Source organism: Pseudomonas sp. BN417, assembly GCF_029871205.1.
In the GTDB taxonomy this organism is placed as follows: Bacteria; Pseudomonadota; Gammaproteobacteria; order Pseudomonadales; family Pseudomonadaceae; genus Metapseudomonas.
Genome location: NZ_SSOJ01000166.1, coordinates 81,138 through 104,069 on the forward strand (window position 1 = coordinate 81,138; position 22,932 = coordinate 104,069).

General features: G+C 65.9%; 22 protein-coding genes and 1 pseudogene. 5 read left to right on the forward strand and 18 right to left on the reverse strand.

What is annotated here, in order from left to right; all coding sequences use genetic code 11:
- Positions 1-122 precede the first annotated feature (122 nt).
- The 3 genes from E8F11_RS29950 (at position 123) to E8F11_RS29960 (ending at position 2,053) form a co-directional block, all read left to right on the forward strand.
- Positions 123-989, forward strand: a complete 867-nt coding sequence (locus tag E8F11_RS29950; RefSeq protein WP_280292549.1) for an oxaloacetate decarboxylase — start codon at positions 123-125, stop codon at positions 987-989.
- 106 nt (positions 990-1,095) lie between these two features.
- Positions 1,096-1,362: a DksA/TraR family C4-type zinc finger protein gene (locus tag E8F11_RS29955; protein WP_280292550.1), complete on the forward strand. Its 267-nt coding sequence runs from the start codon at positions 1,096-1,098 to the stop codon at positions 1,360-1,362.
- 166 nt (positions 1,363-1,528) lie between these two features.
- On the forward strand, positions 1,529-2,053 hold the full coding sequence (locus E8F11_RS29960) for a transposase (RefSeq protein WP_280292551.1): 525 nt from the start codon (positions 1,529-1,531) through the stop codon (positions 2,051-2,053).
- A gap of 114 nt (positions 2,054-2,167) precedes the next feature.
- On the opposite strand, the gene ureC is transcribed toward E8F11_RS29960, so the two are convergent.
- The 13 genes and pseudogenes from ureC to E8F11_RS30025 all read right to left on the reverse strand — a co-directional run bounded on the left by ureC (position 2,168) and on the right by E8F11_RS30025 (position 13,512).
- Positions 2,168-3,868 (reverse strand): urease subunit alpha, encoded by a 1,701-nt coding sequence (gene ureC / locus E8F11_RS29965; RefSeq protein ID WP_280292552.1) that lies wholly within the window; start codon positions 3,866-3,868, stop codon positions 2,168-2,170.
- A 102-nt stretch (positions 3,869-3,970) separates the two neighbouring features.
- Complete coding sequence (locus E8F11_RS29970; protein ID WP_280292553.1) at positions 3,971-4,276, reverse strand: urease subunit beta; 306 nt, start codon at positions 4,274-4,276, stop codon at positions 3,971-3,973.
- A gap of 4 nt (positions 4,277-4,280) precedes the next feature.
- The gene (locus E8F11_RS29975) at positions 4,281-4,775 is read right to left on the reverse strand and encodes an N-acetyltransferase family protein (RefSeq protein WP_280292554.1); all 495 of its coding nucleotides are present in this window, start codon (positions 4,773-4,775) and stop codon (positions 4,281-4,283) included.
- 155 nt (positions 4,776-4,930) lie between these two features.
- On the reverse strand, positions 4,931-5,233 hold the full coding sequence (gene ureA / locus E8F11_RS29980) for an urease subunit gamma (RefSeq protein ID WP_021701463.1): 303 nt from the start codon (positions 5,231-5,233) through the stop codon (positions 4,931-4,933).
- A gap of 1 nt (position 5,234) precedes the next feature.
- Positions 5,235-6,074 (reverse strand): urease accessory protein UreD, encoded by an 840-nt coding sequence (locus E8F11_RS29985; RefSeq protein WP_280292555.1) that lies wholly within the window; start codon positions 6,072-6,074, stop codon positions 5,235-5,237.
- A gap of 61 nt (positions 6,075-6,135) precedes the next feature.
- Entirely contained in the window at positions 6,136-6,834 is a 699-nt protein-coding gene (urtE, locus tag E8F11_RS29990; protein WP_280292556.1) for an urea ABC transporter ATP-binding subunit UrtE, read from the reverse strand.
- Between the two features lie 95 nt (positions 6,835-6,929).
- Positions 6,930-7,790, reverse strand: a complete 861-nt coding sequence (gene urtD, locus E8F11_RS29995) for an urea ABC transporter ATP-binding protein UrtD (RefSeq protein ID WP_280292557.1) — start codon at positions 7,788-7,790, stop codon at positions 6,930-6,932.
- Complete coding sequence (urtC, locus tag E8F11_RS30000) at positions 7,791-8,879, reverse strand: urea ABC transporter permease subunit UrtC (protein WP_280292558.1); 1,089 nt, start codon at positions 8,877-8,879, stop codon at positions 7,791-7,793.
- Positions 8,879-10,447, reverse strand: a complete 1,569-nt coding sequence (gene urtB / locus E8F11_RS30005) for an urea ABC transporter permease subunit UrtB (protein WP_280292559.1) — start codon at positions 10,445-10,447, stop codon at positions 8,879-8,881. The genes urtC and urtB overlap by 1 nt, the downstream gene beginning before the upstream one ends.
- A 151-nt stretch (positions 10,448-10,598) precedes the next feature.
- Positions 10,599-11,864, reverse strand: coding sequence for an urea ABC transporter substrate-binding protein (urtA, locus tag E8F11_RS30010; protein WP_280292560.1), 1,266 nt, complete (start codon positions 11,862-11,864; stop codon positions 10,599-10,601).
- Between the two features lie 85 nt (positions 11,865-11,949).
- A complete protein-coding gene (locus E8F11_RS30015; protein WP_280292561.1) occupies positions 11,950-12,666 on the reverse strand; it encodes a GntR family transcriptional regulator in 717 nt (238 codons plus the stop codon).
- Between the two features lie 2 nt (positions 12,667-12,668).
- Positions 12,669-12,794 (reverse strand): annotated as a pseudogene (locus E8F11_RS30020) (allophanate hydrolase); the annotation flags it as partial.
- Positions 12,795-12,915: 121 nt separating this feature from the next.
- Positions 12,916-13,512, reverse strand: coding sequence for a MarC family protein (locus E8F11_RS30025; protein WP_280292562.1), 597 nt, complete (start codon positions 13,510-13,512; stop codon positions 12,916-12,918).
- A 143-nt stretch (positions 13,513-13,655) separates the two neighbouring features.
- Between E8F11_RS30025 and E8F11_RS30030 the strand changes: the two genes are divergently transcribed.
- Together E8F11_RS30030 and E8F11_RS30035 are read left to right on the forward strand one after the other, a co-directional pair.
- The gene (locus E8F11_RS30030) at positions 13,656-13,925 is read left to right on the forward strand and encodes a MoaD/ThiS family protein (protein ID WP_280292563.1); all 270 of its coding nucleotides are present in this window, start codon (positions 13,656-13,658) and stop codon (positions 13,923-13,925) included.
- 20 nt (positions 13,926-13,945) lie between these two features.
- Positions 13,946-15,028, forward strand: a complete 1,083-nt coding sequence (locus E8F11_RS30035) for an exo-alpha-sialidase (RefSeq protein ID WP_280292564.1) — start codon at positions 13,946-13,948, stop codon at positions 15,026-15,028.
- Between the two features lie 463 nt (positions 15,029-15,491).
- Here E8F11_RS30035 and E8F11_RS30040 read toward each other — a convergent pair whose 3' ends face one another.
- From E8F11_RS30040 to dusB, 5 genes are all read right to left on the reverse strand, one after another.
- Entirely contained in the window at positions 15,492-18,269 is a 2,778-nt protein-coding gene (locus tag E8F11_RS30040) for a hybrid sensor histidine kinase/response regulator (protein WP_280292565.1), read from the reverse strand.
- A gap of 111 nt (positions 18,270-18,380) precedes the next feature.
- Positions 18,381-19,670, reverse strand: coding sequence for a phosphoribosylamine--glycine ligase (gene purD / locus E8F11_RS30045; RefSeq protein WP_280292566.1), 1,290 nt, complete (start codon positions 19,668-19,670; stop codon positions 18,381-18,383).
- Between the two features lie 206 nt (positions 19,671-19,876).
- The gene (gene purH / locus E8F11_RS30050) at positions 19,877-21,484 is read right to left on the reverse strand and encodes a bifunctional phosphoribosylaminoimidazolecarboxamide formyltransferase/IMP cyclohydrolase (RefSeq protein WP_280292567.1); all 1,608 of its coding nucleotides are present in this window, start codon (positions 21,482-21,484) and stop codon (positions 19,877-19,879) included.
- Between the two features lie 96 nt (positions 21,485-21,580).
- Complete coding sequence (gene fis / locus E8F11_RS30055; protein WP_028630726.1) at positions 21,581-21,901, reverse strand: DNA-binding transcriptional regulator Fis; 321 nt, start codon at positions 21,899-21,901, stop codon at positions 21,581-21,583.
- Complete coding sequence (dusB, locus tag E8F11_RS30060; protein ID WP_280292568.1) at positions 21,898-22,893, reverse strand: tRNA dihydrouridine synthase DusB; 996 nt, start codon at positions 22,891-22,893, stop codon at positions 21,898-21,900. The genes fis and dusB overlap by 4 nt, the downstream gene beginning before the upstream one ends.
- Between the last annotated feature and the right edge of the window lie 39 nt (positions 22,894-22,932).

A 22,932-nucleotide genomic window follows, 5' to 3' on the forward strand; every position in this document is an offset into this window, starting at 1 on the left:
TAAGCGGACTGAAAGACTGATCCGTTAGAATGGGCGCAGTCTGACAATGGAAAAACGGGGGCGCCGGCTCCAGAGTTATGGAACCGGCTTCATCCTGACCCCCTCTGATCTTTGGTGCCCTTATGCGTAGAGCTTCTCATCACGAGTTGCGCACGGCTTTCCGTGCGTTGCTGGATTCGGATTCCTGCTTCCACACCGCTTCGGTGTTCGACCCCATGTCCGCCCGCATCGCCGCCGATCTCGGCTTCGAAGTCGGCATCCTCGGCGGCTCGGTGGCCTCCCTGCAGGTGCTGGCTGCACCCGACTTCGCGCTGATCACCCTGAGCGAATTCGTCGAGCAGGCCACCCGCATCGGCCGCGTCAGTCGCCTGCCGGTGATCGCCGACGCCGACCATGGCTACGGCAACGCCCTCAACGTGATGCGCACGGTGGTCGAGCTGGAGCGCGCCGGCATCGCCGCGCTGACCATCGAAGACACCCTGCTGCCGGCCCAGTTCGGCCGCAAGTCCACCGACCTGATCCCGGTGGAAGAGGGCGTCGGCAAGATCCGCGCGGCCCTGGAAGCGCGCGTCGATCCGGACCTCGCCATCATCGCCCGGACCAACGCCGGCGTGCTCGACGTGGACGAAGTGATACGCCGCACCAAGGCCTACCAGGCTGCCGGCGCCGATGGCATCTGCATGGTCGGGGTGGCCGACTTCGAGCACCTGGAACAGATCGCCGAGAACCTGCAGATTCCACTGATGCTGGTCACCTACGGCAACCCCAAGCTGCGCGACAACGAACGCCTGGCCCGCCTTGGCGTGCGCATCGTGGTCAACGGCCATGCCGCCTACTTCGCCGCCATCAAGGCCACCTACGACTGCCTGCGCGACCAGCGCCAGGTCGCCACCGGTTCCGAACTCAGCGCCACCGAACTGACCCACAAGTACACCCAGCCCGAGGAGTACATCGTCTGGGCTGAGGAGTTCATGGACGTCAAGGAATAGGCCACCCACGACCTCCGCTTGTCGCCTGCCGACTCCCACCCTTGCAAAAGGCCGGGCACTGGCCCCATAACTCGGGCGTAGGCCTGAAAAATCGTGGGAGGTCAGCATGGCCAGTGGTTGGGCCGGCGACGGCGCCGTCCAGGAACAGATCGACAGCACCATCGAAGACGCCATCCAGCGCGCGCGCAGCCAGTTGCCGACGGGCGAGAGTCTGGTGCACTGCGAAGAATGCGACGCGCTCATCCCCGAAGCCCGGCGCAAGGCGATTCCCGGCGTGCGGTTGTGCGTTGCCTGCCAGACCGAACACGACAAGGAAAACGCCGCTTTCACCGGGTACAACCGGCGGGGGAGCAAGGACAGCCAGTTGCGGTGATGGTCGCGGGTGGGAACGGAGATTGGTTTTGTAGGTTGGGAAGAGCGCAGCGAAGCCCAACAATCCCACCCTGCCATCTGCGATTTCCGACGCCTATCTCGGATTTGTCCCCAAATATCGCTTTCTAGACTGCCCCCTTGGCATTGGTACCAGGGAGGGTAAGGCCATGCGCTATCGACGCGCGTTCGTGCCGGGCGGCACGTTCTTTTTCACGGTCAATCTGGCGGATCGTTCGCAGCGCCTGCTGACGGAGCATATCGACTGCCTGCGCTTTGCAGTTCAGCGGGTGAAGATGCGCCATCCGTTTGAGATCCCCGCCATGGTCGTACTACCCGAGCATTTGCATGCCATCTGGGTACTGCCTGACGGCGACGCCAACTTCCCGCTGCGTTGGGGCCAGATCAAGGCGACCTTTTCGCGTTACTTGCCCATGCACGAAGCGGTGGCCGATTCCCGTCATGGCAAGCGTGAGCGGCAAATCTGGCAACGACGCTATTGGGAGCATCAGATCCGAGACGAGGGGGACCTGGAGCGACACATGGATTACATCCACATCAATCCGGTGAAGCACGGGTACGTCCGGCGCGCGGCGGATTGGCCGCATTCGTCGATACACAAATACATTCGCGCTGATGTGATGAGTGCCGATTGGGCGTGTGAGCCCGAGATCGGCGTATTCGGCGAGCGCTGACATGCCCTTGTAGGTTGGGAAGAGCGCAGCGAAGCCCAACGGCGGTGCAACCGGCGAGATTGGCTGTTGGGCTTCGCGTAGCTCAGCCCAACCTACGAGTCCTCTCCGGCAGCGTCAGAACAGGAAATACCGCTGCGCCATCGGCAGCACCTCGGCCGGTTCGCACCAGAGCAACTGGCCGTCGGCCTTCACCTGGTAGTTCTGCGGGTCGACTTCGATGGTCGGGGTGTAGCCGTTGTGGATCAGGTCCTTCTTCTGCACGTCGCGGCAGCCCTTGACCACGCCGATCTGCTTCTTCAGGCCGAGCTGCTCGGGGAGGCCGGCGTCGAGGGCGGCCTGGCTGATGAAGGTGATGCTGGTGGCGTGGCGGCTGCCGGCAAAGCTCGCGAACATCGGCCGGTAGTGCACCGGTTGCGGCGTGGGGATAGAGGCGTTGGCGTCGCCCATCAGGCTGGCGGCGATGGCGCCTCCCTTGAGGATCAGGCTGGGTTTGACGCCGAAGAAGGCCGGACGCCAGAGCACCAGGTCGGCCCATTTGCCCACTTCCACCGAGCCCACCTCATGGCTGATGCCGTGGGTGATGGCCGGGTTGATGGTGTACTTGGCGATGTAGCGTTTGGCGCGGAAGTTATCGTTGCCCGGTGCATCCTCGGGCAGGGCGCCGCGCTGCTTCTTCATCTTGTCGGCGCTTTGCCAGGTGCGCGTGATGACTTCACCGACGCGGCCCATGGCCTGGCTGTCGGAACTGATCATGCTGAAGGCACCGAGGTCGTGGAGGATGTCTTCGGCGGCGATGGTTTCGCGGCGGATGCGGCTCTCGGCGAAGGCCACGTCCTCGGCGATGCTCGGGTCCAGGTGGTGGCAGACCATGAGCATGTCCAGGTGCTCGTCGATGGTATTGCAGGTGAAGGGCCGGGTTGGGTTGGTGGAGCTGGGCAGCACGTTGGCGAAGCCGCAGGCCTTGATGATGTCCGGCGCGTGCCCGCCGCCGGCGCCTTCGGTGTGGTAGGTGTGGATGGTGCGGCCCTTGAAGGCGCCCAGGGTGGTCTCGACGAAGCCGGATTCGTTGAGGGTGTCGGTGTGGATGGCCACCTGCACGTCGTAGCGGTCGGCGACCGAGAGGCAGTTGTCGATGGCCGCCGGGGTGGTGCCCCAGTCCTCGTGCAGCTTGAGGCCGATGGCGCCGGCCTTCACCTGTTCGATCAGCGGCTCCGGCAGGCTGGCGTTGCCCTTGCCGGTGAAGCCGATGTTCATCGGGAAGGCGTCCGCAGCCTGGAGCATGCGCGCCATGTGCCACGGCCCCGAGGTGCAGGTGGTGGCGTTGGTGCCGGTGGCCGGCCCGGTGCCGCCGCCGATCATGGTGGTGACGCCGCTCATGAGGGCTTCTTCGATCTGCTGTGGGCAGATGAAGTGGATGTGGGTGTCCATGCCGCCGGCGGTGAGGATCATGCCTTCGCCGGCGATGACTTCGGTGCTGGCGCCGATGGCGATGCTGACGTTGGGCTGGATATCCGGGTTGCCGGCCTTGCCGATGGCGTGGATGCGCCCGTCCTTGAGGCCGACGTCGGCCTTGACGATGCCCCAGTGGTCGATGATCAGGGCGTTGGTGATCAGGGTGTCGACCACCTCCGCCGCCAGCAACTGGCCCTGGCCCATGCCGTCGCGGATCACCTTGCCGCCGCCGAACTTCACTTCTTCGCCGTAGGTGGTGAAGTCCTTCTCCACTTCGATCCACAGCTCGGTGTCGGCCAGGCGCACCTTGTCGCCGACGGTGGGGCCGAACATGTCGGCGTAGGCTTGGCGGGAGATCTTCATCGTTTCCGATCCTTCCGTAGGGTGGACAGCGCTTTTCTGTCCACCGGCAGACTTGAACGGTGGAAAAGCCTTCGGCGTTTCCACCCTACGCAACGGGGCGCGTTACAGATCGCCCATCACCCGGCCGGCGAAGCCGAACACGCGGCGCTTGCCGGCCAGCTCCACCAGTTCCACCTCGCGGCTCTGGCCCGGCTCGAAGCGCACCGCGGTGCCGGCCGGGATGTTCAGGCGCATGCCTCGCGCGCTGTCGCGGTCGAAGGCCAGGGCGTCGTTGGCTTCGAAGAAGTGGTAGTGGGAGCCGACCTGGATGGGGCGGTCGCCGCTGTTGGCCACGCTCAGGGTCAGGGTGCGGCGGCCGGCGTTGAGTTCGATCTCGCCGTCCTGGATCTGGTATTCGCCGGGAATCATCGCGTCACTCCAGGATCAGTTGCATGAAGGTGAGATCGAGCCAGCGGCCGAACTTGCGGCCCACCTGGGGCATCTGCCCGGTGGTGACGAAGCCGAGGCGTTCGTGCAGGCGGATGGAGGCGGCGTTCTCGCTCTCGATGGCGGCCACCATCACGTGCAGCGAGGCGGCGCGGGCACGCTCGATCAGCGCCTGCATCAGCGCCGGGCCCAGGCCCTGGCCGCGCTGGTCGCCGCGCACATAGACCGAGTGCTCCACGGTGTGGCGGAAGCCCTCGATGGTGCGCCAGGTGCCGTAGCTGGCGTAGCCCAGCACCTCGCCGGAGGCGTTCACCGCCACCAGCACCGGGAAGCTGGCGGCGCGGCGGTCGGTGAGCCAGGCGCGGCGGTTGGCCAGGTCCACCAGGGTTTCGTTCCAGATCGCCGTGGTGTTCTCCACGGCGTCGTTGTAGATGGCGAGGATGCCGGGCAGGTCGGCTTCTGCTGCATCACGAATGATCATGTTTCCGGTCTCCAGGAAGTCGTTCAATGTCGTAGCGAGCGCAGCTCAGGCAAGGCGCAAGTCGGCGAGGATGCGGAGTTGACGCCTGTCAATGAGCAATCCGAGCCGACTTGCAACGCGGCATGGGCAAGCGCAGTAGACATTGGACGATTTCCTCACGCGATGGGTTGGTGGACGGTGACCAGCTTGGTGCCGTCGGGGAAAGTGGCTTCGATCTGGATCTCCGGGATCATCTCCGGCACCCCTTCCATCACCTGCTCGCGGGAGAGCAGGGTGGTGCCGTAGTGCATCAGTTCGGCCACGGTCCGGCCGTCGCGGGCGCCTTCCAGCAGGGCAGCGGAAATCAGCGCCATGGCTTCCGGGTAGTTGAGCTTCAGGCCACGGGCCAGGCGGCGCTCGGCCACCAGCCCGGCGGTGAAGATCAGTAGCTTGTCTTTCTCGCGGGGAGACAAATCCATCTCAGGTACTCCAGATTCTCGGGGGCTTGGCCTCGCGGCCGAGCAAGGCAGGGCGCAACAGGCGCCAGAGGTCGATCAGCCAGGCGCGGGCGTGCAGCGCCTCGGAGGCGAGGCAGCGGGCCACCAGCAGGCCGGGCAGTTGGGTCAGGTCGCCGCGTCCGGCACAGGGGCGTTCGCGGCAGCGTTCGAGCAGGTCGGCGTCGATCTCGCCGGTGGCGATCAGGGTGGCGAACACCGGCTGCCCGGCGAGGCCGATAGGCGAGTCGAGCAGGCCGTCGCCGCCAATGATGCGCTGGCGTTCGTGCCACAGCAGCGTACCGTTCCAACGGATATCCAGCTGTGCCTGGAAGTGTCCTTCGGCGAAGCGTTCACCGGCAGCCGGGCGACCGAGGGCGACCATGTCCCAGTAGCAAAGGCGGGCGTCGTCGGCCAGCTCGATGCGGGTGGCGATTTCGGCCTGGGCGCCGGAGTAGACAATGGTTTCCTGGGGCAGCCATTCCAGGGTGGCGCCGGCCTCGACGCTGAGTGCCACTTCCTGGAAGGCCGGACCGGCAGCGCGGTACCACTTGGCTGCGCCGGGGCTGGTGAGCTGCGCCCAGGCCCGCTCGCCGACGTGGGCGGAAATGTCCAGGCGATCACCGCCGGCGATGCCGCCGGGCGGGTGGACGATGATGTGCTGGCACACCTCCGGTCCTTCGGCATGCAGGTGCTTCTGCACCCGCAGCGGGCCCTGGTGGCGGCGCAGAACCGGGCGCGTAGCGGCGCCGTCACGGGCGTAGCCGAGCTCCAGCTGGGCATGCCAGTTGGGGGTGAAGAGGGCAGTGTCGGCAGGTGCGTTCATGGCGTGCTTTGGTAGGGTGGGTTAGCCGCGAAGCGGCGTAACCCACGCGGTGCAATGGTGTTCATATTGCCACGAGGCCGCGGACGCCCTCGGCCTCCATGGCCTCGCCGCGGCCTTGCTGGATGATCTCGCCCCGGCTCATCACCAGGTAGTGGTCGGCCAGTTCGGCGGCGAAGTCGTAAAACTGCTCCACCAGCAGGATGGCCATGTCGCCGCGCTCGGCGAGCTTCCTGATCACCGCGCCGATTTCCTTGATCACCGAGGGCTGGATGCCTTCGGTGGGCTCGTCGAGGATCAAGAGGCGTGGCTGGCTGGCCAGGGCACGGCCGATGGCGAGCTGTTGCTGCTGGCCGCCGGAGAGGTCGCCGCCACGGCGGTGCTTCATTTCTCGCAGCACCGGGAAGAGTTCGTAGATGGATTCCGGCACCGCCTTGGCGTCCTTCGCGCTGAAGCGCGACAGCCCCATCAGCAGGTTCTCCTCCACCGTCAGGCGCGGGAAGATCTCGCGGCCCTGGGGCACGTAGGCGATGCCGGCGTGGACGCGCTGGTGCGGCTTGAAGCCGGTGATGGCGCGGCCTTCCCAGCTCACCGCACCTTCCTTCGCCGGAATCAGGCCCATCAGGCATTTCAGCAGGGTGGTCTTGCCCACGCCGTTGCGCCCGAGCAGGCAGGTGACCTCGCCCACCTTCGCCTCGAAGGACAGGCCACGGAGAATATGGCTGCCGCCGTAGTACTGGTGGAGCTTGTCGACTTGGAGCATATGCATGTCCTTGTGGCCTTGCGGCACGTTTCGGTGCGCATGGCGCACCCTACGAGGGGCGCCACGCCGTGTAGGGTGCGCCGTGCGCACCAGCTTCAGCGGCCGAGGTAGACCTCGATCACCTGTTCGTTGGCCTGCACGTCCGCAAGCGAGCCTTCGGCCAGAACGTGGCCCTGGTGCAGCACGGTGACGTGGTCGGCGATGGTGCCGACGAAGCCCATGTCGTGTTCCACCACCATCAGCGAATGCTGGCGCGCCAGGCCCTTGAACAGCTCGGCGGTGAACTCGGTCTCGGCATCGGTCATGCCCGCCACCGGCTCGTCGAGCAGCAGCAATTGCGGGTCCTGCATCAGCAGCATGCCGATCTCCAGGAACTGCTTCTGGCCATGGGAGAGCAGGCCGGCCGGGCGATTGCGCGAGGCGTCCAGGCGGATGGTCGCCAGCACTTCATCGATGCGGTCCTTCTGCTCGCCGGAGAGTTTCGCCCGCAGGCTGGCCCACACGGACTTGTCGGTCTTCTGCGCCAGCTCCAGGTTCTCGAACACGCTGAGCGCCTCGAACACCGTGGGCTTCTGGAACTTGCGGCCGATGCCGGCCTGGGCGATCTCCACCTCGCTCATGCGGGTCAGGTCGAGGGTTTCGCCGAACCAGGCCTTGCCGGTGTCCGGGCGGGTCTTGCCGGTGATCACGTCCATCAGCGTGGTCTTGCCCGCGCCGTTGGGGCCGATGATGCAGCGCAGTTCGCCGACGCCTATGTAGAGGTTCAGCTCGCGCAGGGCCTTGAAGCCGTCGAAGCTGACGCTGATTTCTTCGAGGGTGAGGATGGTGCCGTGGCGCACGTCCAGGCCGGGGCCGGCGACATGGCCGAGGCCCAGCGAATCGCGGCCGCTGCCGGCGTCGCGGTTGGGGTCGAAGATGGGTTCGAGCATGAGTTCGGGTACCGGGGCTGCACGCATTTACTTGTCCCCCTTCTTCACCAGGCCGATCAGGCCCCTGGGCAGGTACAGCGTGACCAGGATGAACAGGGCGCCGAGGAAGAACAGCCAGTACTCCGGGAAGGCCACGGTGAACCAGCTCTTCATGCCGTTCACCAGGCCGGCGCCGAGCAGCGGGCCGATCAGCGAACCGCGCCCGCCCAAGGCGACCCACACGGCCGCCTCGATGGAGTTGGTGGGCGACATCTCGCTGGGGTTGATGATGCCCACCTGCGGCACGTAGAGCGCGCCGGCCAGGCCGCAGAGCACGGCCGACAGCACCCAGATGAAGAGCTTGTAGCCGCGTGGGTCGTAGCCACAGAACATCAGGCGGTTCTCGGCGTCGCGCAGGGCGGTGAGCACCCGGCCGAACTTGCTTCGCGCAAGGTGCCAGCCGAGCAGCAGGCTGCCCATCAGCAGCGCCACGGTGGCGAGGAACAGCACGGCGCGGGTGCCCGGCGCGGTGATGTCGAAGCCGAGGATGCGGCGGAAGTCGGTGAAGCCGTTGTTGCCGCCGAAGCCGGTCTCGTTGCGGAAGAACAGCAGCATGCCGGCGAAGGTCAGGGCCTGGGTCATGATCGAGAAGTACACGCCCTTGATCCGCGAGCGGAAGGCGAAGAAGCCGAACACCAGGGCCAGCAGTCCCGGCGTCAGCACCACCAGGCACAGCGCCCAGAGAAAGTGCTGGGTGCCGGCCCAGTACCAGGGCAGCTCGGTCCAGGCGAGGAAGCTCATGAAGGCCGGCAGGCCGCTGCCCGCCGCCTCGCGCATCAGGTACATGCCCATGGCGTAGCCGCCGAGGGCGAAGAACAGCCCGTGGCCGAGGGACAGCAGTCCCGCGTAGCCCCAGACCAGGTCCAGGGCCAGCGCCACTATGGCGTAGCAGAGGATCTTGCCCACCAGGGTCAGGGTGTAGGCCGAGACCTGCAGCGGGTTGTCGGCCGGCAGCAGGTGCAGCAGCGGCAGGGCCAGCAGGACCGCCAGCACCAGGGTGCCGATGGCCAGTGAGGTGCGCGGGCCGAGGGTGGCCGTGGTGCGGGCGAGCAGGGTCTGGTTGAGTGGTTGCGTCATCAGTCGATCACCCTGCCTTTTAACGCGAAGAGACCCTGGGGCCGCTTCTGGATGAAGAGGATGATCAGCGCCAGGATCAGGATCTTGCCCAGCACGGCGCCGATCGAAGGTTCGAGGATCTTGTTCGCCACGCCCAGGCCGAAGGCGGCCATCACGCTGCCGGCGAGCTGGCCGACGCCGCCCAGCACCACCACCAGGAAGGAGTCGATGATGTAGCCCTGGCCGAGGTCGGGGCCGACGTTGCCGATCTGCGACAGGGCCACGCCGCCGAGGCCGGCTATCCCTGAGCCGAGGCCGAAGGCGAGCATGTCCACGCGCCCGGTGGGCACGCCGCAGCAGGCGGCCATGTTGCGGTTCTGGGTGACGGCGCGGACGTTCAGGCCGAGGCGCGTCCTGTTCAGCAGCAGCCAGGTGAGGGCCACCACGAACAGGGCGAAGCCGATGATCACGATGCGGTTGTAGGGCAGCACCAGGTTGGGCAGCACCTGGATACCGCCGGAGAGCCAGGCCGGGTTGGCCACTTCGACGTTTTGCGCGCCGAAGATCACCCGCACCAGCTGGATCAGGATCAGGCTGATGCCCCAGGTGGCCAGCAGGGTTTCCAGCGGACGGCCGTAGAGGTGGCGGATCACCGTGCGCTCCAGGGCCATGCCGATCAGCGCGGTGACGATGAAAGCCGCCGGCAGCGCCACCAGCGGGTAGAGCGCGAGCAGTTCGGGCGCCAGGCGCTGGAAGCCCAGTTGCACCAGGTAGGTGGTGTAGGCGCCAAGCATCAGCATCTCGCCGTGGGCCATGTTGATCACCCCCAGCAGGCCGAAGGTGATGGCCAGGCCGAGGGCCGCCAACAGCAGGATCGAGCCCAGGGACAGACCGCTGAAGGCCTGGCCGAGCAACTCTCCGACCAATAGCCGGCGCTTGACCTGGGCCAGGCTGGTTTCGGCGGCGGTGCGCACCGCGGCGTCGGTTTCCACTGCCGGGTCGAGCAGGGCTTCGAGGCGGGTGCGAGCCAGCGGATCGCCGGTTTCGCCGAGCAGGCGCACGGCGTTGAGGCGGATCGCCGGATCGGGGTCCACCAGTTGCAGATTGGCCAGGGCCAGGGAGAGGGCGTCGCGCACGCCGGCATCTTCCTCGGCGACCAGGCGGCCGTTGAGCAGGGCCAGCTGCGCTGGCTTGGCGCTTTTCTGCAACTGGCGGGCGGCTTCCAGGCGGATGGCGGGTTCGGCGGCGAGCAACTGGTGGCTGGCCTGGGCGGTGATCAGCAGGCCGCGCAGGCGGTTGTTCAGGCGCAGTTTCTTCGGTGTGCCGCTGGGGGCGGCATCACCTTCGGCAGCGTGGAAGGCGCCGTCTTGCTCGATGAAGGCCTGCTTGGCGTCGATGGAGAGGCGGCCTTGTTGCAGGGCGTCCAGCAAGGGCTGGCGCGCGGCGTCGGGCTCAGCGGCCCAGTGTTCCAGCAGCTTGGCCTGTTGCGCTGGGTTGGCGGCGGCGAAGTCGTTGGCGTCGCCGGCCTGGGCTGTTAGCGGCAGGAGCAGCGTGAGGGCGAGGAGTATTCGGAGGAGGGCAGTGGGCATGCGCAAATCCTTGGGATTCCACTGGTGTGTCAGTCAGGTTGAGGAATGTGCCGGATGACACAGCCCTCCCCCCTAACCCCTCTCCCTCCGGGAGAGGGGTTAGGGGGGAGGGATGCCAGGCCGGGCTCGGATTCCCCAGGCGTCATTCAGCTCAATTGCTCTTCACCGCATAGTCCGGCTTCTTGTCGTTGCCAGGGATGAAGGGGCTCCAGGGCTGGGCGCGCAGCGGGCCTTCGGTTTGCCAGACCACCGAGAACTGACCGTCTTCCTGGATCTCGCCGATCATCACTGGCTTGTGCAGGTGGTGGTTGGTCTTGTCCATGGTCAGGGTGTAGCCCGACGGCGCGGCGAAGCTCTGGCCGGCCAGGGCTTCGCGGACCTTGCTCACGTCGGTGGTGCCGGCCTTTTCCACGGCCTGGGCCCACATGTGGATGCCGACGTAGGTGGCCTCCATCGGGTCGTTGGTCACCGCGGTCTGGTAGTTGGGCAGGTTCTTGGCCTTGGCGTAGGCCTTCCACTGCTCGACGAACTTGCCGTTGACCGGGTTATCCACCGACTCGAAGTAGTTCCAGGCGGCCAGGTGGCCCACCAGCGGTTTGGTGTCGATGCCGCGCAGTTCCTCTTCGCCCACCGAGAAGGCCACCACCGGCACGTCGGTGGCTTCCAGGCCCTGGTTGGCCAGTTCCTTGTAGAAGGGCACGTTGGAGTCGCCGTTGACGGTGGAGATCACCGCGGTCTTTCCGCCGGCGGAGAACTTCTTGATGTTGGCGACTATGGTCTGGTAGTCGCTGTGGCCGAAGGGGGTGTAGACCTCTTCGATGTCCTTGTCGGCCACGCCCTTGCTGTGCAGGAAGCTGCGCAGGATCTTGTTGGTGGTGCGCGGGTAGACGTAGTCGGTACCCAGCAGGAAGAAGCGCTTGGCGCTGCCGCCGTCTTCGCTCATCAGGTATTCCACCGCCGGGATGGCCTGTTGGTTCGGCGCGGCGCCGGTGTAGAAGACGTTGGGCGAGAGTTCTTCACCCTCGTACTGCACCGGGTAGAAGAGCAGGCCGTTGAGTTCCTCGAAGACCGGCAGCACGGATTTGCGCGATACCGAGGTCCAGCAGCCGAAGACCACGTCCACCTTGTCCTTGGTCAGTAGCTGGCGCGCCTTCTCGGCGAACAGCGGCCAGTTGGAGGCCGGGTCCACCACCACCGGTTCCAGCTGCTTGCCGTTGACCCCGCCCTTGGCGTTGATCTCTTCGATGGTCATCAGCGCCATGTCTTTCAGCGAGGTTTCGGAGATCGCCATGGTGCCGGAGAGCGAATGCAGGATACCGACCTTGATGGTCTCGGCCGCCTGGATGCTCCAGGACATGCCCATGGCGGCGATGGACGCGGAAAGGGTGAAGGCCTTGATCAGGCTGCGACGTTGCATGGGGCGCTCTCCATTCTTTGCAAGTATTTGAAATGACTGCGTTTATTGGTCTGTTGTCCGGGCAGTTTTCAAAGGGTCTTCCACGTCACCCTTGGGCTGGCTGCGGTCTCTGCCGCGCGCTGTGCAACATGTGCAGGGTGATCTTGCGTACTTCGGCCTTGCTCGTTTCGATATGGGTCCTCAGCAATTGCTGTGCCTCTTCGCAGTTCCGCTCGCCGATGGCCTGCAAAATCGCCTGGTGTTCGGCGTAGGTGGCCTCGATTCGCGCGTCCTGGGTGAAGTCCAGGCGGCGGATGATGCGGATCTTTTCGCTGACTTCACGGTGGATGCGTGCCATCTCGCGATTGCCCGCCGCCTCCACCAGTTGGCAGTGGAATTCCTCGTCCAGGCGCGACACCTCGGGGCCGTCGTCCAGTCGCGGTTGCACCATCCAGGTGCGACGGAGCCGTTGCAGTGCTTCGAGTTGCGCAGCGCTGGGGCGCGCGCAGAGGCGGCGCAGCGCTTCCAGTTCGAGGACGATGCGCAGCTCGTACAACTCCTCGAAATGTTCGAAGTCGAAGGCCTTCACCTGCCAGCCGCTGCGAAAGCGCACTTCCAGGTAGCCCTCGCGCTCCAGGCGATGCAGGGCCTGGCGCACCGGAGTACGGCTGGCGGCCATGCGCTCGGCCACGTCGCCTTCGCTGAAACGGTCGCCGGGCAGCAGGCGGAATTCACTGATCTCGGCCTTGAGCCGGGCGTAGATGCGTCCGGCCAGGCTCTCGGGGTGCTGGCGACGCCCGCTGCTGGTGCCGGCGAGTTGCATGCTCAGCGCTGCTGGCTGGCGATGAAGGCGTGCCAGTCGCCGAATCCGGTGATGTCGCGGGCGCCATCCAGGGCGTAGGGCTCGCAGATGAAGCCTTTCACCCAGCGGCCGTCTTCCAGCTGCAGGTTGGGGGCGAATGGGGTGGTTCCGGTCGCAGGTTGGTGCGTGTCCGTAGGGGGATAGCGCTCTTTTATCCACCATTGCGGTGGAAATCCCACAGGTGGATTTCCACCCTACGGCATGCCCGCGTCAGAGCACGAGGTAGTTCTTCACCCCGGTGAAGATGATCTGTGCGGCCAGGGCGCAGACGAACAGGCCCATCAGCCGGCTGACGATCTGCAGGCCCTGGTCGCCGAGGATGCGTTCGATGCGGTCGGACAGGTAGAGGATCGCTCCCACCGTGGCGCTGGCGATGGCAATGGCGATCAGCGCGGTGAGCTTGTCGTTCCAGTGCACGTGGCCCGCGCCCATCACCAGCATGGCGCCGATGGTGCCGGGGCCGACGGTGAGGGGGATGGTCAGCGGCACTATGGTGACGTCCTGCTGCACGTTGTCGGCCTGCACCGCCGACTTGCCCTGGGCCATGCCGAGGGCGGAGATGAACAGCACGGTGCCGGCGCCGATGCGGAAGGCATCGATGGTGATGCCGAAGACGTTGAAGATGGCCTGGCCGAACAGGTAGAGCAGGGCGCTGGCCACCAGGGTGCCGAGGGCGACCTTCCAGGCGAGCTTCTTGCGTTCCTTCACCGTGTGGCCGCGGGTCAGGCCGATGAAGCAGGAGAGCACGAAGAAGGGGCTGTAGAGCACCAGCATCTTCAGGTACAGACTGGAAAGGCTTTCAAGCATGGTGGGGGCATCCGTTCGTCGCTACCAGGACCGCCTGCTCAGTGTAGAGGCTGCCCTGCCGTTGGGCGCACAACTATAACCGCACCGCCGGGCTCGGCTATACCTTCCCCCACTGGGGCGTCTTGCCGCGCAGGGAACTGTCCATGGCGCATATCAGCTTCACTCCCAACTTGCAGCGTCACCTCGACGTGCCCGAGCTGGATGTCGCGGCCGCCACCGTGGCCGCCGCCCTGGACGCGGCCTTCGTCGCCAATCCGCGCCTGCGCAGTTACCTGCTTGACGACCAGGGGCGCCTGCGCCGGCATGTGGCGATCTTCGTCGATGCCCAGCAAGTGAATGACCGCCGCCGGTTGAGCGATCCGGTGGGGCCGGCCAGCGACATCTTCGTCGTCCAGGCGCTGTCCGGCGGCTGAGACGGGACAAGGAGAAGGACATGAGCCGATGCATCCATGTAGCGACCCGAAAGGGCCTGCTGCGTTTCGAGCCGCAGGGAGGCAGCTGGCGCCTGGCGCGCCAGGACTTCCTGGGCGAGCCGGTGAGCATGCTGCTGGCCGACCCGCGCGACGGCCACCTCTACGCGGCCCTGCACCTGGGCCACTTCGGACCCAAACTGTGGCGCTCGGCGGACGCCGGGGAAAACTGGGAGGAAATCCCCGCACCGGCTTTCGCACCCGCCGCCGAAGGCGAGGAGGGGCCGTCTGTGGAAATGATCTGGTGCCTGGAGCCGGGTGGCCCGGACCAGCCCGGTACGCTCTGGGCCGGCACCCTTCCCGGCGGCCTGTTCCGCTCCCGCGACCACGGCAATTCCTGGGCGCTGGTGGACAGCCTCTGGCAGCGCCCGGAGCGGGCGAACTGGTTCGGCGGCGGCTATGACCAGCCGGGCATCCATTCCATCTGCGTCGATCCGCGCAATAGTCGCCACCTGACCCTGGCCGTGTCCTGCGGCGGTGTCTGGCACAGCGAGGACGAGGGCGCCAGCTGGAACTACCGCACCCGCGGCATGCGTGCCGCCTATATGCCGCCGGAGCGCGCCGAGGAGCCGGACATCCAGGACCCGCACCGGATGGTGGCCTGCCCGGCGGACCCGGAGCGGCTCTGGGTGCAACATCACAACGGCATTTTCGTCAGTTCGGACCGCGGGCTGAACTGGCGTGAAGTGCAGCAGGCCGGGCCGTCCACCTTCGGCTTCGCCGTGGCGGTGCACCCGGCCGACCCGGACTGCGCCTGGTTCGTACCGGCGGTGAAGGACGAATGCCGGGTGCCGGCGGACCAGCGCCTGCGGGTGACCCGTACCCGCGACGGTGGCCGGAGTTTCGATGTGCTGGAGCAGGGCCTGCCACAGCAGCTCTGCTATGACCTGGTGTACCGCCATGGGCTGGATGTGGATGCCAGCGGGCAACGCCTGGTGATGGGCTCGACCACCGGTCACCTGTGGGTCTCGGAGGACCAGGGGGGCAGCTGGAGCCTGGTGGCCGGATACCTGCCGCCGATCTTTGCGGTGCGGTTCGGAGAGTAGGGCAGGCCTGCGGCCTGCATAGCGAATGAATTCGCCCCCACAGGAAGGGCACCAAGTCCCGGCTTGCACGGTCAGCCCCCTCTCCCACTTGCGGGAGAGGGTTGGGGAGAGGGCTGTTGGGGTCGGCAGGGAGTTGGCGGGCAGGCCTGCGGCCTGCATAGCGAATGAATTCACCCCCCACAGGAAGGGCACCAAGTCCCGGCTTGTACGGTCAGCCCCTCTCCCGCATGCGGGAGAGGGTTGGGGAGAGGGCTGTTGGGGTCGGCAGGGAGTTGGCGGGCAGGCCTGCGGCCTGCTTGGCGAATGAATTCGCCCCTACAGGAAGGGCACCAAGTCCCGGCTTGTACGGTCAGCCCCTCTCGAGGGTTGGGGAGAGGGCTGTTGGGGTCGGCAGGGAGTTGGAGGGCAGGCCTGCGGCCTGCTTGGCGAATGAATTCACCCCTCACAGGTTGTTCGGACGCCGTCAGCTATGCACAGCGCGCTGGTCGCGCAGTTCCTTCTCGGCCACCCAGTACTCGATCAGTTCGCGCAGTTGCGAGAGTTCCACCGGCTTGGCCATGTGGCCGTCCATGCCGGCGAGGCGGGCGCGTTCCTTGTGTTCGCTGAGGATATGGGCGGTCAGGGCGACCACCGGGGTGCGCGGGCGCTGTTCGATGTTCTCCCAGTTGCGCAGCATCTCGGTGGCGGTGAAACCGTCCAGCACCGGCATCTCACAGTCCATCAGCACCAGGTCGTAGCGCTGGTTCTTCATGGCGCTCAGGGCTTCCTCGCCGTTGCTGGCGGTGTCCGGCTCGAGGTTGAGCTTGCTCAGCATGCCGCGGATGACCTTGGTGGAAATGCTGTTGTCCTCGGCCACCAGGATGCGAAAGTCACTGGGCACGTGCAGCGGCTCGCTGACCTGGGAGCCCGGCAGCGAAATGGAGCCGCCCATCCTGCGCTGGTTCATCTCGTCGGCCAGGGTGGTCTTCAGGGTGTAGCCCGCCACCGGTTTGGCGAGGATGCGCTTGATGCCGGCGTTGCGGGCGATGATCTTGCTCGGCGCGTTGCTGATGCCGGTGAGCATGATGATCAGGATGTCGTGGTTGAGGCTGGGGTCTTCCTTGATCTTGGCCGCCAGCTGCATGCCGGTCATGCCGGGCATGTCCTGGTCCAGCAGGACCACGTCGAAGTACTCGCGCAGGTGCGCCTTGGTCCGCAGGAGGGCCAGCGCTTCCTTGCCGGAAGGCACCGCGCTGACCTGCAGGCCCCAGGCACCGCACTGCTGCACCAGCACCTTGCGGCAGGTGTCGTTGTCGTCCACCACCAGCAGGCGCGCGCCCTCCAGCGGGCTGTCGAGGTCGGCGGCGGGGCGTTCGAGGTACTGGCTGTCCAGCGGCAGGGTCAGCCAGAGGGTGCTGCCCTGGCCGGAACCGCTCTGGATGCCGAAGTCGCCGTTCATCAGGCGTACCAGCTGGCGGGCGATGATCAAGCCTAGGCGGCCGCCGACCTTGCTGGCGGTGAGGAAGTCGCGGCTCTGCAGCTCGGCGTTCAGCAGGGCGTCGCGCTCGCTGGCCTCCAGGGGGCGGCCGCTGTCCTGCACGGCTACGCGCAGGCGCGGTGCGCTGGTGCTGTTGTCCAGGGCGACCACCAGGAGGATTTCGCCTTCGTCGGTCTGCTTGAAGGCATTGTCCAGCAAGCTCAGGAGTATCTGCCGCAGGCGTGTGGGGTCGCCGCCTACCACGCGTGGCACCTGTGGCTGCATGAAGCTGATGAGTTCGACCCGCTGCTGCTCGGCCTTGGCACGGAAGATGTCGAGGCAGTCGTCGATCATGGCATTGAGGTCGAACTGCACGTCGTCCAGCTCGATCTGGCCGGATTCCAGCCTGGAGATGTCGAGGATCTCGTTGATCAGGGTGAGCAGCTCGTTGCCGGAGCTGTGGATGGTCTGCACGTAGTCGCGCTGCTTGGCCGACAGCGGCGTGCCGAGGAGTAGTTCGGTCATGCCCAGCACGCCGTTCATCGGGGTGCGGATCTCGTGGCTGATCTTGGCGAGGAATTCGCCCTTGGCCTTGAGTTCGGCGGAGCTGGCGGCCAGTTCACGGCTGACGCTGAAGGCTTCGTACTGGATGCGCCGCTGGCGCTCGCTAAGGGCCATGCTGAGGAACACGCCGCTGACGGTGGAGATCGCCAGCAGGACATAGGCCAGCCAGTCGGATTGCAGGCGCCAGTAGCCGAACAGGGCCGGCAGGGCAGCCAGTATGGCGACACTGAACAGCCCAAGGGCGAGGCTGAACAGGCGCGCCGGGCGGTAGCCGTGCTGCCAGTGATGGACGGACACGGTGAGCATGCTGACGCTGGCGATGGCCGCGAGCACGTAGACCAACTGGTTGAACTGCAGCTCGGTGACGATCAGCAGCAGGGCACCGGTAAGGCTGATGAGCACGATCTCGCCGATCAGCATGCCGGTCAGCGGCGTGCTCGGACAGACCTTGTGGAAGAAGCTGGCGGTGAAGGCCAGGGCGCAGAGCATCGCCAGCAGCATGGCGAGGTTGGCGATCTGCGGTTGTGCGCTCTGCCATTCGCCAAGCCAGGGCGAGCTGATACCCAGCAGGCTCAGGCCGGTGACGATCAGGCAGGTCTGCGCGGCGGCCAGCCAGAGGCTGACGCCGGCGCGGGAATACGCGTAGCGCATCAGGTTATAGAAGACCAGCATGACCAGGCCACCCAGCAGCAGGCCGTACAGCAGCGGGCGGGTGTCATCGGCGGCCATCAGCGCCGAGGACTGCAGGGTGATGGTCGGCCGCAGGGCGTGTTCCGAGGCCAGGCGCAAGTAGATGTCCAGGGGCTCCTGCTGGACCGGCAGCGGCAGGAGGAAGTCGCGACTGGGCAGCGGACGCTCGCTGAATGGCAGACGGCTGCCGGTGCGGGTGTGGGCCACCAGTTCTTCGCCCTTGAGGACGTAGAGGTCGAGATAGGCCAGGTAGGGGGCGAAGATGCGCAGCAACTGCTCGTGCTGGCTCGGCGGAAGTCGGTAGTGCAACCAGAGGGCGCTGCCGCTGCCGGGGGTGTAGAGCTGGTCGAGGTCGGCCGGGGTGAACTGGGAAAGGGCCTGCTGGGTCCGCACTTCCTCCAGCTGGAGGTTGGCGCTGGGATCGAGCAGCATGTGCCATTGCCGCTCCTCGGCCGCCTGGGCGGGCAGCAGGTGCAGCATGGCCAGCAGCAGGCTGGCGATCAATCCTGTGGCAATCCTGAGCCGAGGCACAGTCGAGGTCCCTTCGTGGGTGAGTGGCCGGATTATAGCCAAGCCCCTATCGCGCGGAATATAACCATGGCGGCCACCGGGCCGCCAGGGTCTTGGCCATTTACCCGATCTTTACCCTTCGCCGCGTTCGCGGGCGATGGCTCGGTAGCCGATGTCCTTGCGATAGAAGCAGCCGTTCCAGCGGATCTTCTCCGCCAGACGGTAGGCCTGTTGCTGGGCGTCGGACACGCTGCGGCCGATGGCAGTGGCGCAGAGCACCCGGCCGCCGGCGGTGACGATCTGGCCGCCCTTCAGGGCGGTACCGGCGTGGAACACCTTGCCATCGAGGGCCGCGGCGTCGGCCAGGCCTTCGATGACGTCACCCTTGGCGTAGTCGCCCGGGTAGCCGCCGGCAGCCAGCACCACGCCCACGGTGGGGCGCGGGTCCCAGGTGGCTTCGACCTTGTCCAGGGCCTTGGCCAGGGCGGCCTCGACCAGTAGGACCAGGGAAGACTCCAGGCGCACCATGATCGGTTGGGTTTCCGGGTCGCCGAAGCGGCAGTTGAACTCGATGACCTTGGGCGCGCCGCTCTTGTCGATCATCAGGCCGGCGTAGAGGAAACCGGTGTAGACATTGCCTTCCTCGGCCATGCCGCGCACGGTCGGGTAGATCACTTCGTCCATCACCCGCTGGTGTACATCGGGGGTGACCACCGGGGCCGGCGAGTAGGCGCCCATGCCGCCGGTGTTCGGGCCGGTATCGGCGTCGCCGACGCGCTTGTGGTCCTGGCTGGTGGCCATGGGCAGCACGTTCTGGCCGTCGACCATGACGATGAAGCTGGCTTCCTCGCCGTCGAGGAACTCCTCGATCACCACGCGCGAACCGGCGTCACCGAAGGCATTGCCGGCGAGCATGTCGCGCACGGCCTCTTCAGCTTCGGCGAGGGTCATGGCGACGATTACGCCCTTGCCCGCGGCCAGGCCGTCGGCCTTGATCACGATGGGCGCACCTTTCTCGCGCAGGTAGGCCAGTGCCGGCTCGACTTCGGTGAAGTTCTGGTAGTCGGCGGTGGGGATCTTGTGGCGGGCGAGGAAGTCCTTGGTGAAGGCCTTGGAGCCTTCCAGCTGGGCCGCGCCTGCGGTGGGGCCGAAGATGGCGAGATTACGGCTGCGGAACAGGTCGACAACGCCTTTCACCAGCGGCGCTTCCGGGCCGACGATGGTGAGTTGCACGTTCTTCTCGGCGAAGTCGGCCAGTTGCTCCAGGGCCAGCACGTCGATGGCGACGTTCTCGCACTTGGCTTCGGTTGCGGTGCCGGCGTTGCCCGGGGCGACGAAGACCTTCTCGACGCGAGGGTCCTGGGCGACCTTCCAGGCCAGGGCGTGTTCGCGACCGCCGCTGCCGATGATGAGTACGTTCATTGGACTCTCCTGATCTGTTCCGGTCGGTGCCGGATCCTTGGGTATCGCTTCGCTCCACCCAACCTACAAAAACGAATTCGCTCGGAGTCGAGGTTGCCATCGAGCTGGTAGATGCAAGGCGCCCGCCCCGTCACCAAGCGGAGTTGCCTTCTGGCAATGAGCATTGGGGGCGGGCAACACAGCAGATGCCTGCTCGAGGGCGACCGTTAGTGCCTGAAGTGGCGCATGCCGGTGAACACCATGGCAATGCCGGCTTCGTCGGCGGCGGCGATCACTTCGTTGTCACGCATGGAGCCGCCCGGCTGGATAACAGCGGTGATGCCGGCCTTGGCCGCGTTGTCGATGCCGTCGCGGAAGGGGAAGAAGGCATCCGAAGCCATGACCGCGCCCTTGACTTCCAGGCCGGCGTGCTCGGCCTTGATGGCGGCGATGCGGGCAGAGTTGACGCGGCTCATCTGGCCGGCGCCGACGCCGACGGTCTGGCGGTTCTTGGCGTAGACGATGGCGTTGGACTTGACGAACTTGGCCACTTTCCAGGCGAAGATCAGGTCGTGGATTTCCTGCTCGCTGGGCGCGCGCTGGGTGACCACCTTGAGGTCGGCGGCCGAGATCATTCCGATGTCGCGGCTCTGCACCAGCAGGCCACCGTTGACACGCTTGAAGTCCCAGCCCGGGGCGCGCTCGGCGGCCCACTCGCCGCACTCCAGCAGGCGCACGTTGGCCTTGGCGGCGACCACGGCACGGGCTTCGGCGGAAACGCTTGGCGCGATGATCACTTCGACGAACTGGCGCTCGACGATGGCCTTGGCGGTTTCGGCATCCAGCTCGCGGTTGAAGGCGATGATGCCGCCGAAGGCGGACTCGGTGTCAGTGGCGTAGGCCAGGTCGTAGGCCTTGCGGATGCCGCCTTCGTTCTCCGGCACCACGGCGACGCCGCAGGGGTTGGCGTGCTTGACGATGACGCAGGCCGGCTTGATGAAGCTCTTCACGCATTCCAGCGCGGCGTCGGTGTCGGCCACGTTGTTGAAGGAGAGTTCCTTGCCTTGCAGCTGTACGGCGGTGGCGACGCTGGCCTCGGCCGGCTTGGCTTCGACGTAGAAGGCCGCGCTCTGGTGCGGGTTCTCGCCGTAGCGCATCTCCTGGGCCTTGATGAACTGGCTGTTGAAGGTGCGCGGGAAAGCGCCGCGGCCTTCGGTGGACAGGGTGTCGCGAGCCTGGTCGATGGTGCCCAGGTAGTTGGCGATCATGCCGTCGTAGGCGGAGGTATGCTCGAACGCCTTGAGGGCCAGGTCGAAACGCTGGGCGTAGGTCAGGCCACCGGCCTTGAGGCCTTCCAGGACGCCGGCGTAGTCGCTGGCGTTGACCACGATGGCGACGTCCTTGTGGTTCTTCGCCGCGGAACGGACCATGGTCGGGCCGCCGATATCGATGTTCTCGATGGCCGTGGGCAGGTCGCAGTCCGGCTTGGCGACCGTGGCTTCGAAGGGGTAGAGGTTGACTGCGACCAGGTCGATCGGCTTGATGCCGTGCTGTTCCATCACCGCGCCGTCGAGATCGCGACGACCGAGGATGCCGCCGTGGATCTTCGGGTGCAGGGTCTTCACTCGGCCGTCCATCATTTCCGGGAAGCCGGTGTAGTCGGCGACTTCCACCGCAGCGATGGCGTTGTCCTTGAGCAGCTTGTAGGTGCCGCCGGTGGAGAGGATCTCCACGCCGAGGGCAGCCAGTTCACGGGCGAACTCGACGATGCCGGTCTTGTCGGAAACGCTGATCAGGGCACGGCGAACGGGAAGGCGAAGGGTCTGATGAGTCATGGCTGTTCCATTGGGAAGTAGACAACGCTGGAGGCTGTAGGCGGGACGAGGGCGTCGCTTTTTCGTCCAGCCTCTAGCCTTGAGCCTTCAGCGGCTTTAAAGGAGGTCGTACTGCTTGAGCTTCTTGCGCAGAGTGCCGCGGTTGAGGCCGAGCATCTCTGAAGCCTTGGTCTGGTTACCCTTGACGTAGTTCATCACGGATTCCAGGAGCGGCGCTTCCACTTCGGAAAGCACCAGGTTGTACACGTCCGTGACGGCGGCGCCCTCAAGATGGGCGAAATAATTGTGCAGTGCCTTTTCGACACTGCCGCGCAGGGTCTGACCCTCTGCGGTAGGCGCCGTCAGGTGCTGTTTCAGGTTGGCGTTGTCGCTCACGGGTGTTGCCCCATCAAAAAAATTCTCGGTCATCGTCGTCATGCGGCCTTTTCCCCTTCGTTGTGACGTTCGACGAAAAACTCCCGAACGTTGGCGCACTGCGCGTCCGTGGACTCCAAACGATTGAACTTGGCGCGAAACTCCCTGGCGCCGGGCAGGGTCGCCAGATACCAGCCGACATGCTTGCGGGCGATGCGAACGCCCATCTCATCGCCATAGAAGGCGTGCAGTGCGGCAAGGTGCTCCAGCAGTATCCGTTCCACTTCGATCAATCCTGGCGCCGGCAGCAATTCTCCGGTCGCCAGGTAATGCGCGATCTCGCGGAAGATCCAGGGTCGCCCCTGGGCCGCTCGACCGATCAACAGGGCATCGACACCGGTGGCATCGAGGACCTGTCTGGCTTTCTGTGGCGAATCGATATCGCCATTGGCGAAGACCGGAATCGACACCGCCTGCTTGATCGCCGCGATGGTGTCGTACTCGGCTTCGCCGGTGTACAGGTCGGCGCGGGTCCGGCCATGCACGGCCAGGGCCTGGATGCCGGCCTGTTCGGCGATCTTCGCCACAGTGATGCCGTTCCTGTTCGATCTGTCCCAACCGGTGCGGATCTTCAGGGTAACCGGCACGTCGACGGCCTTGACCACGGCGTCGAGGATCTCGGCCACCAGGGCCTCGTCCTTCATCAGCGCCGAGCCGGCGGCCTTGTTGCAGACCTTTTTCGCCGGGCAGCCCATGTTGATATCGATGATCTGGGCACCGAGTTCGACATTGGCCCTGGCCGCTTCCGCCAGCATCTCCGGATCACCACCGGCTATCTGGACGGAGCGGGGCTCCGGGTCCCCCTCGTGGAGCAGGCGCAGCCGCGACTTGCGGCTGTTCCACAGGCGCACGTCGCTGGTGACCATCTCCGATACCACCATGCCGGCGCCAAGGCGACGGCACAGCAGGCGAAACGGTCTGTCGGTCACACCCGCCATGGGGGCGAGTATCACCGGATTGGGCAAGGCATAAGGGCCAATGCTTACCGCCGACATAGGTCTTCCCTGTTGTGGGGCCTGCACAGATGAGTTCTG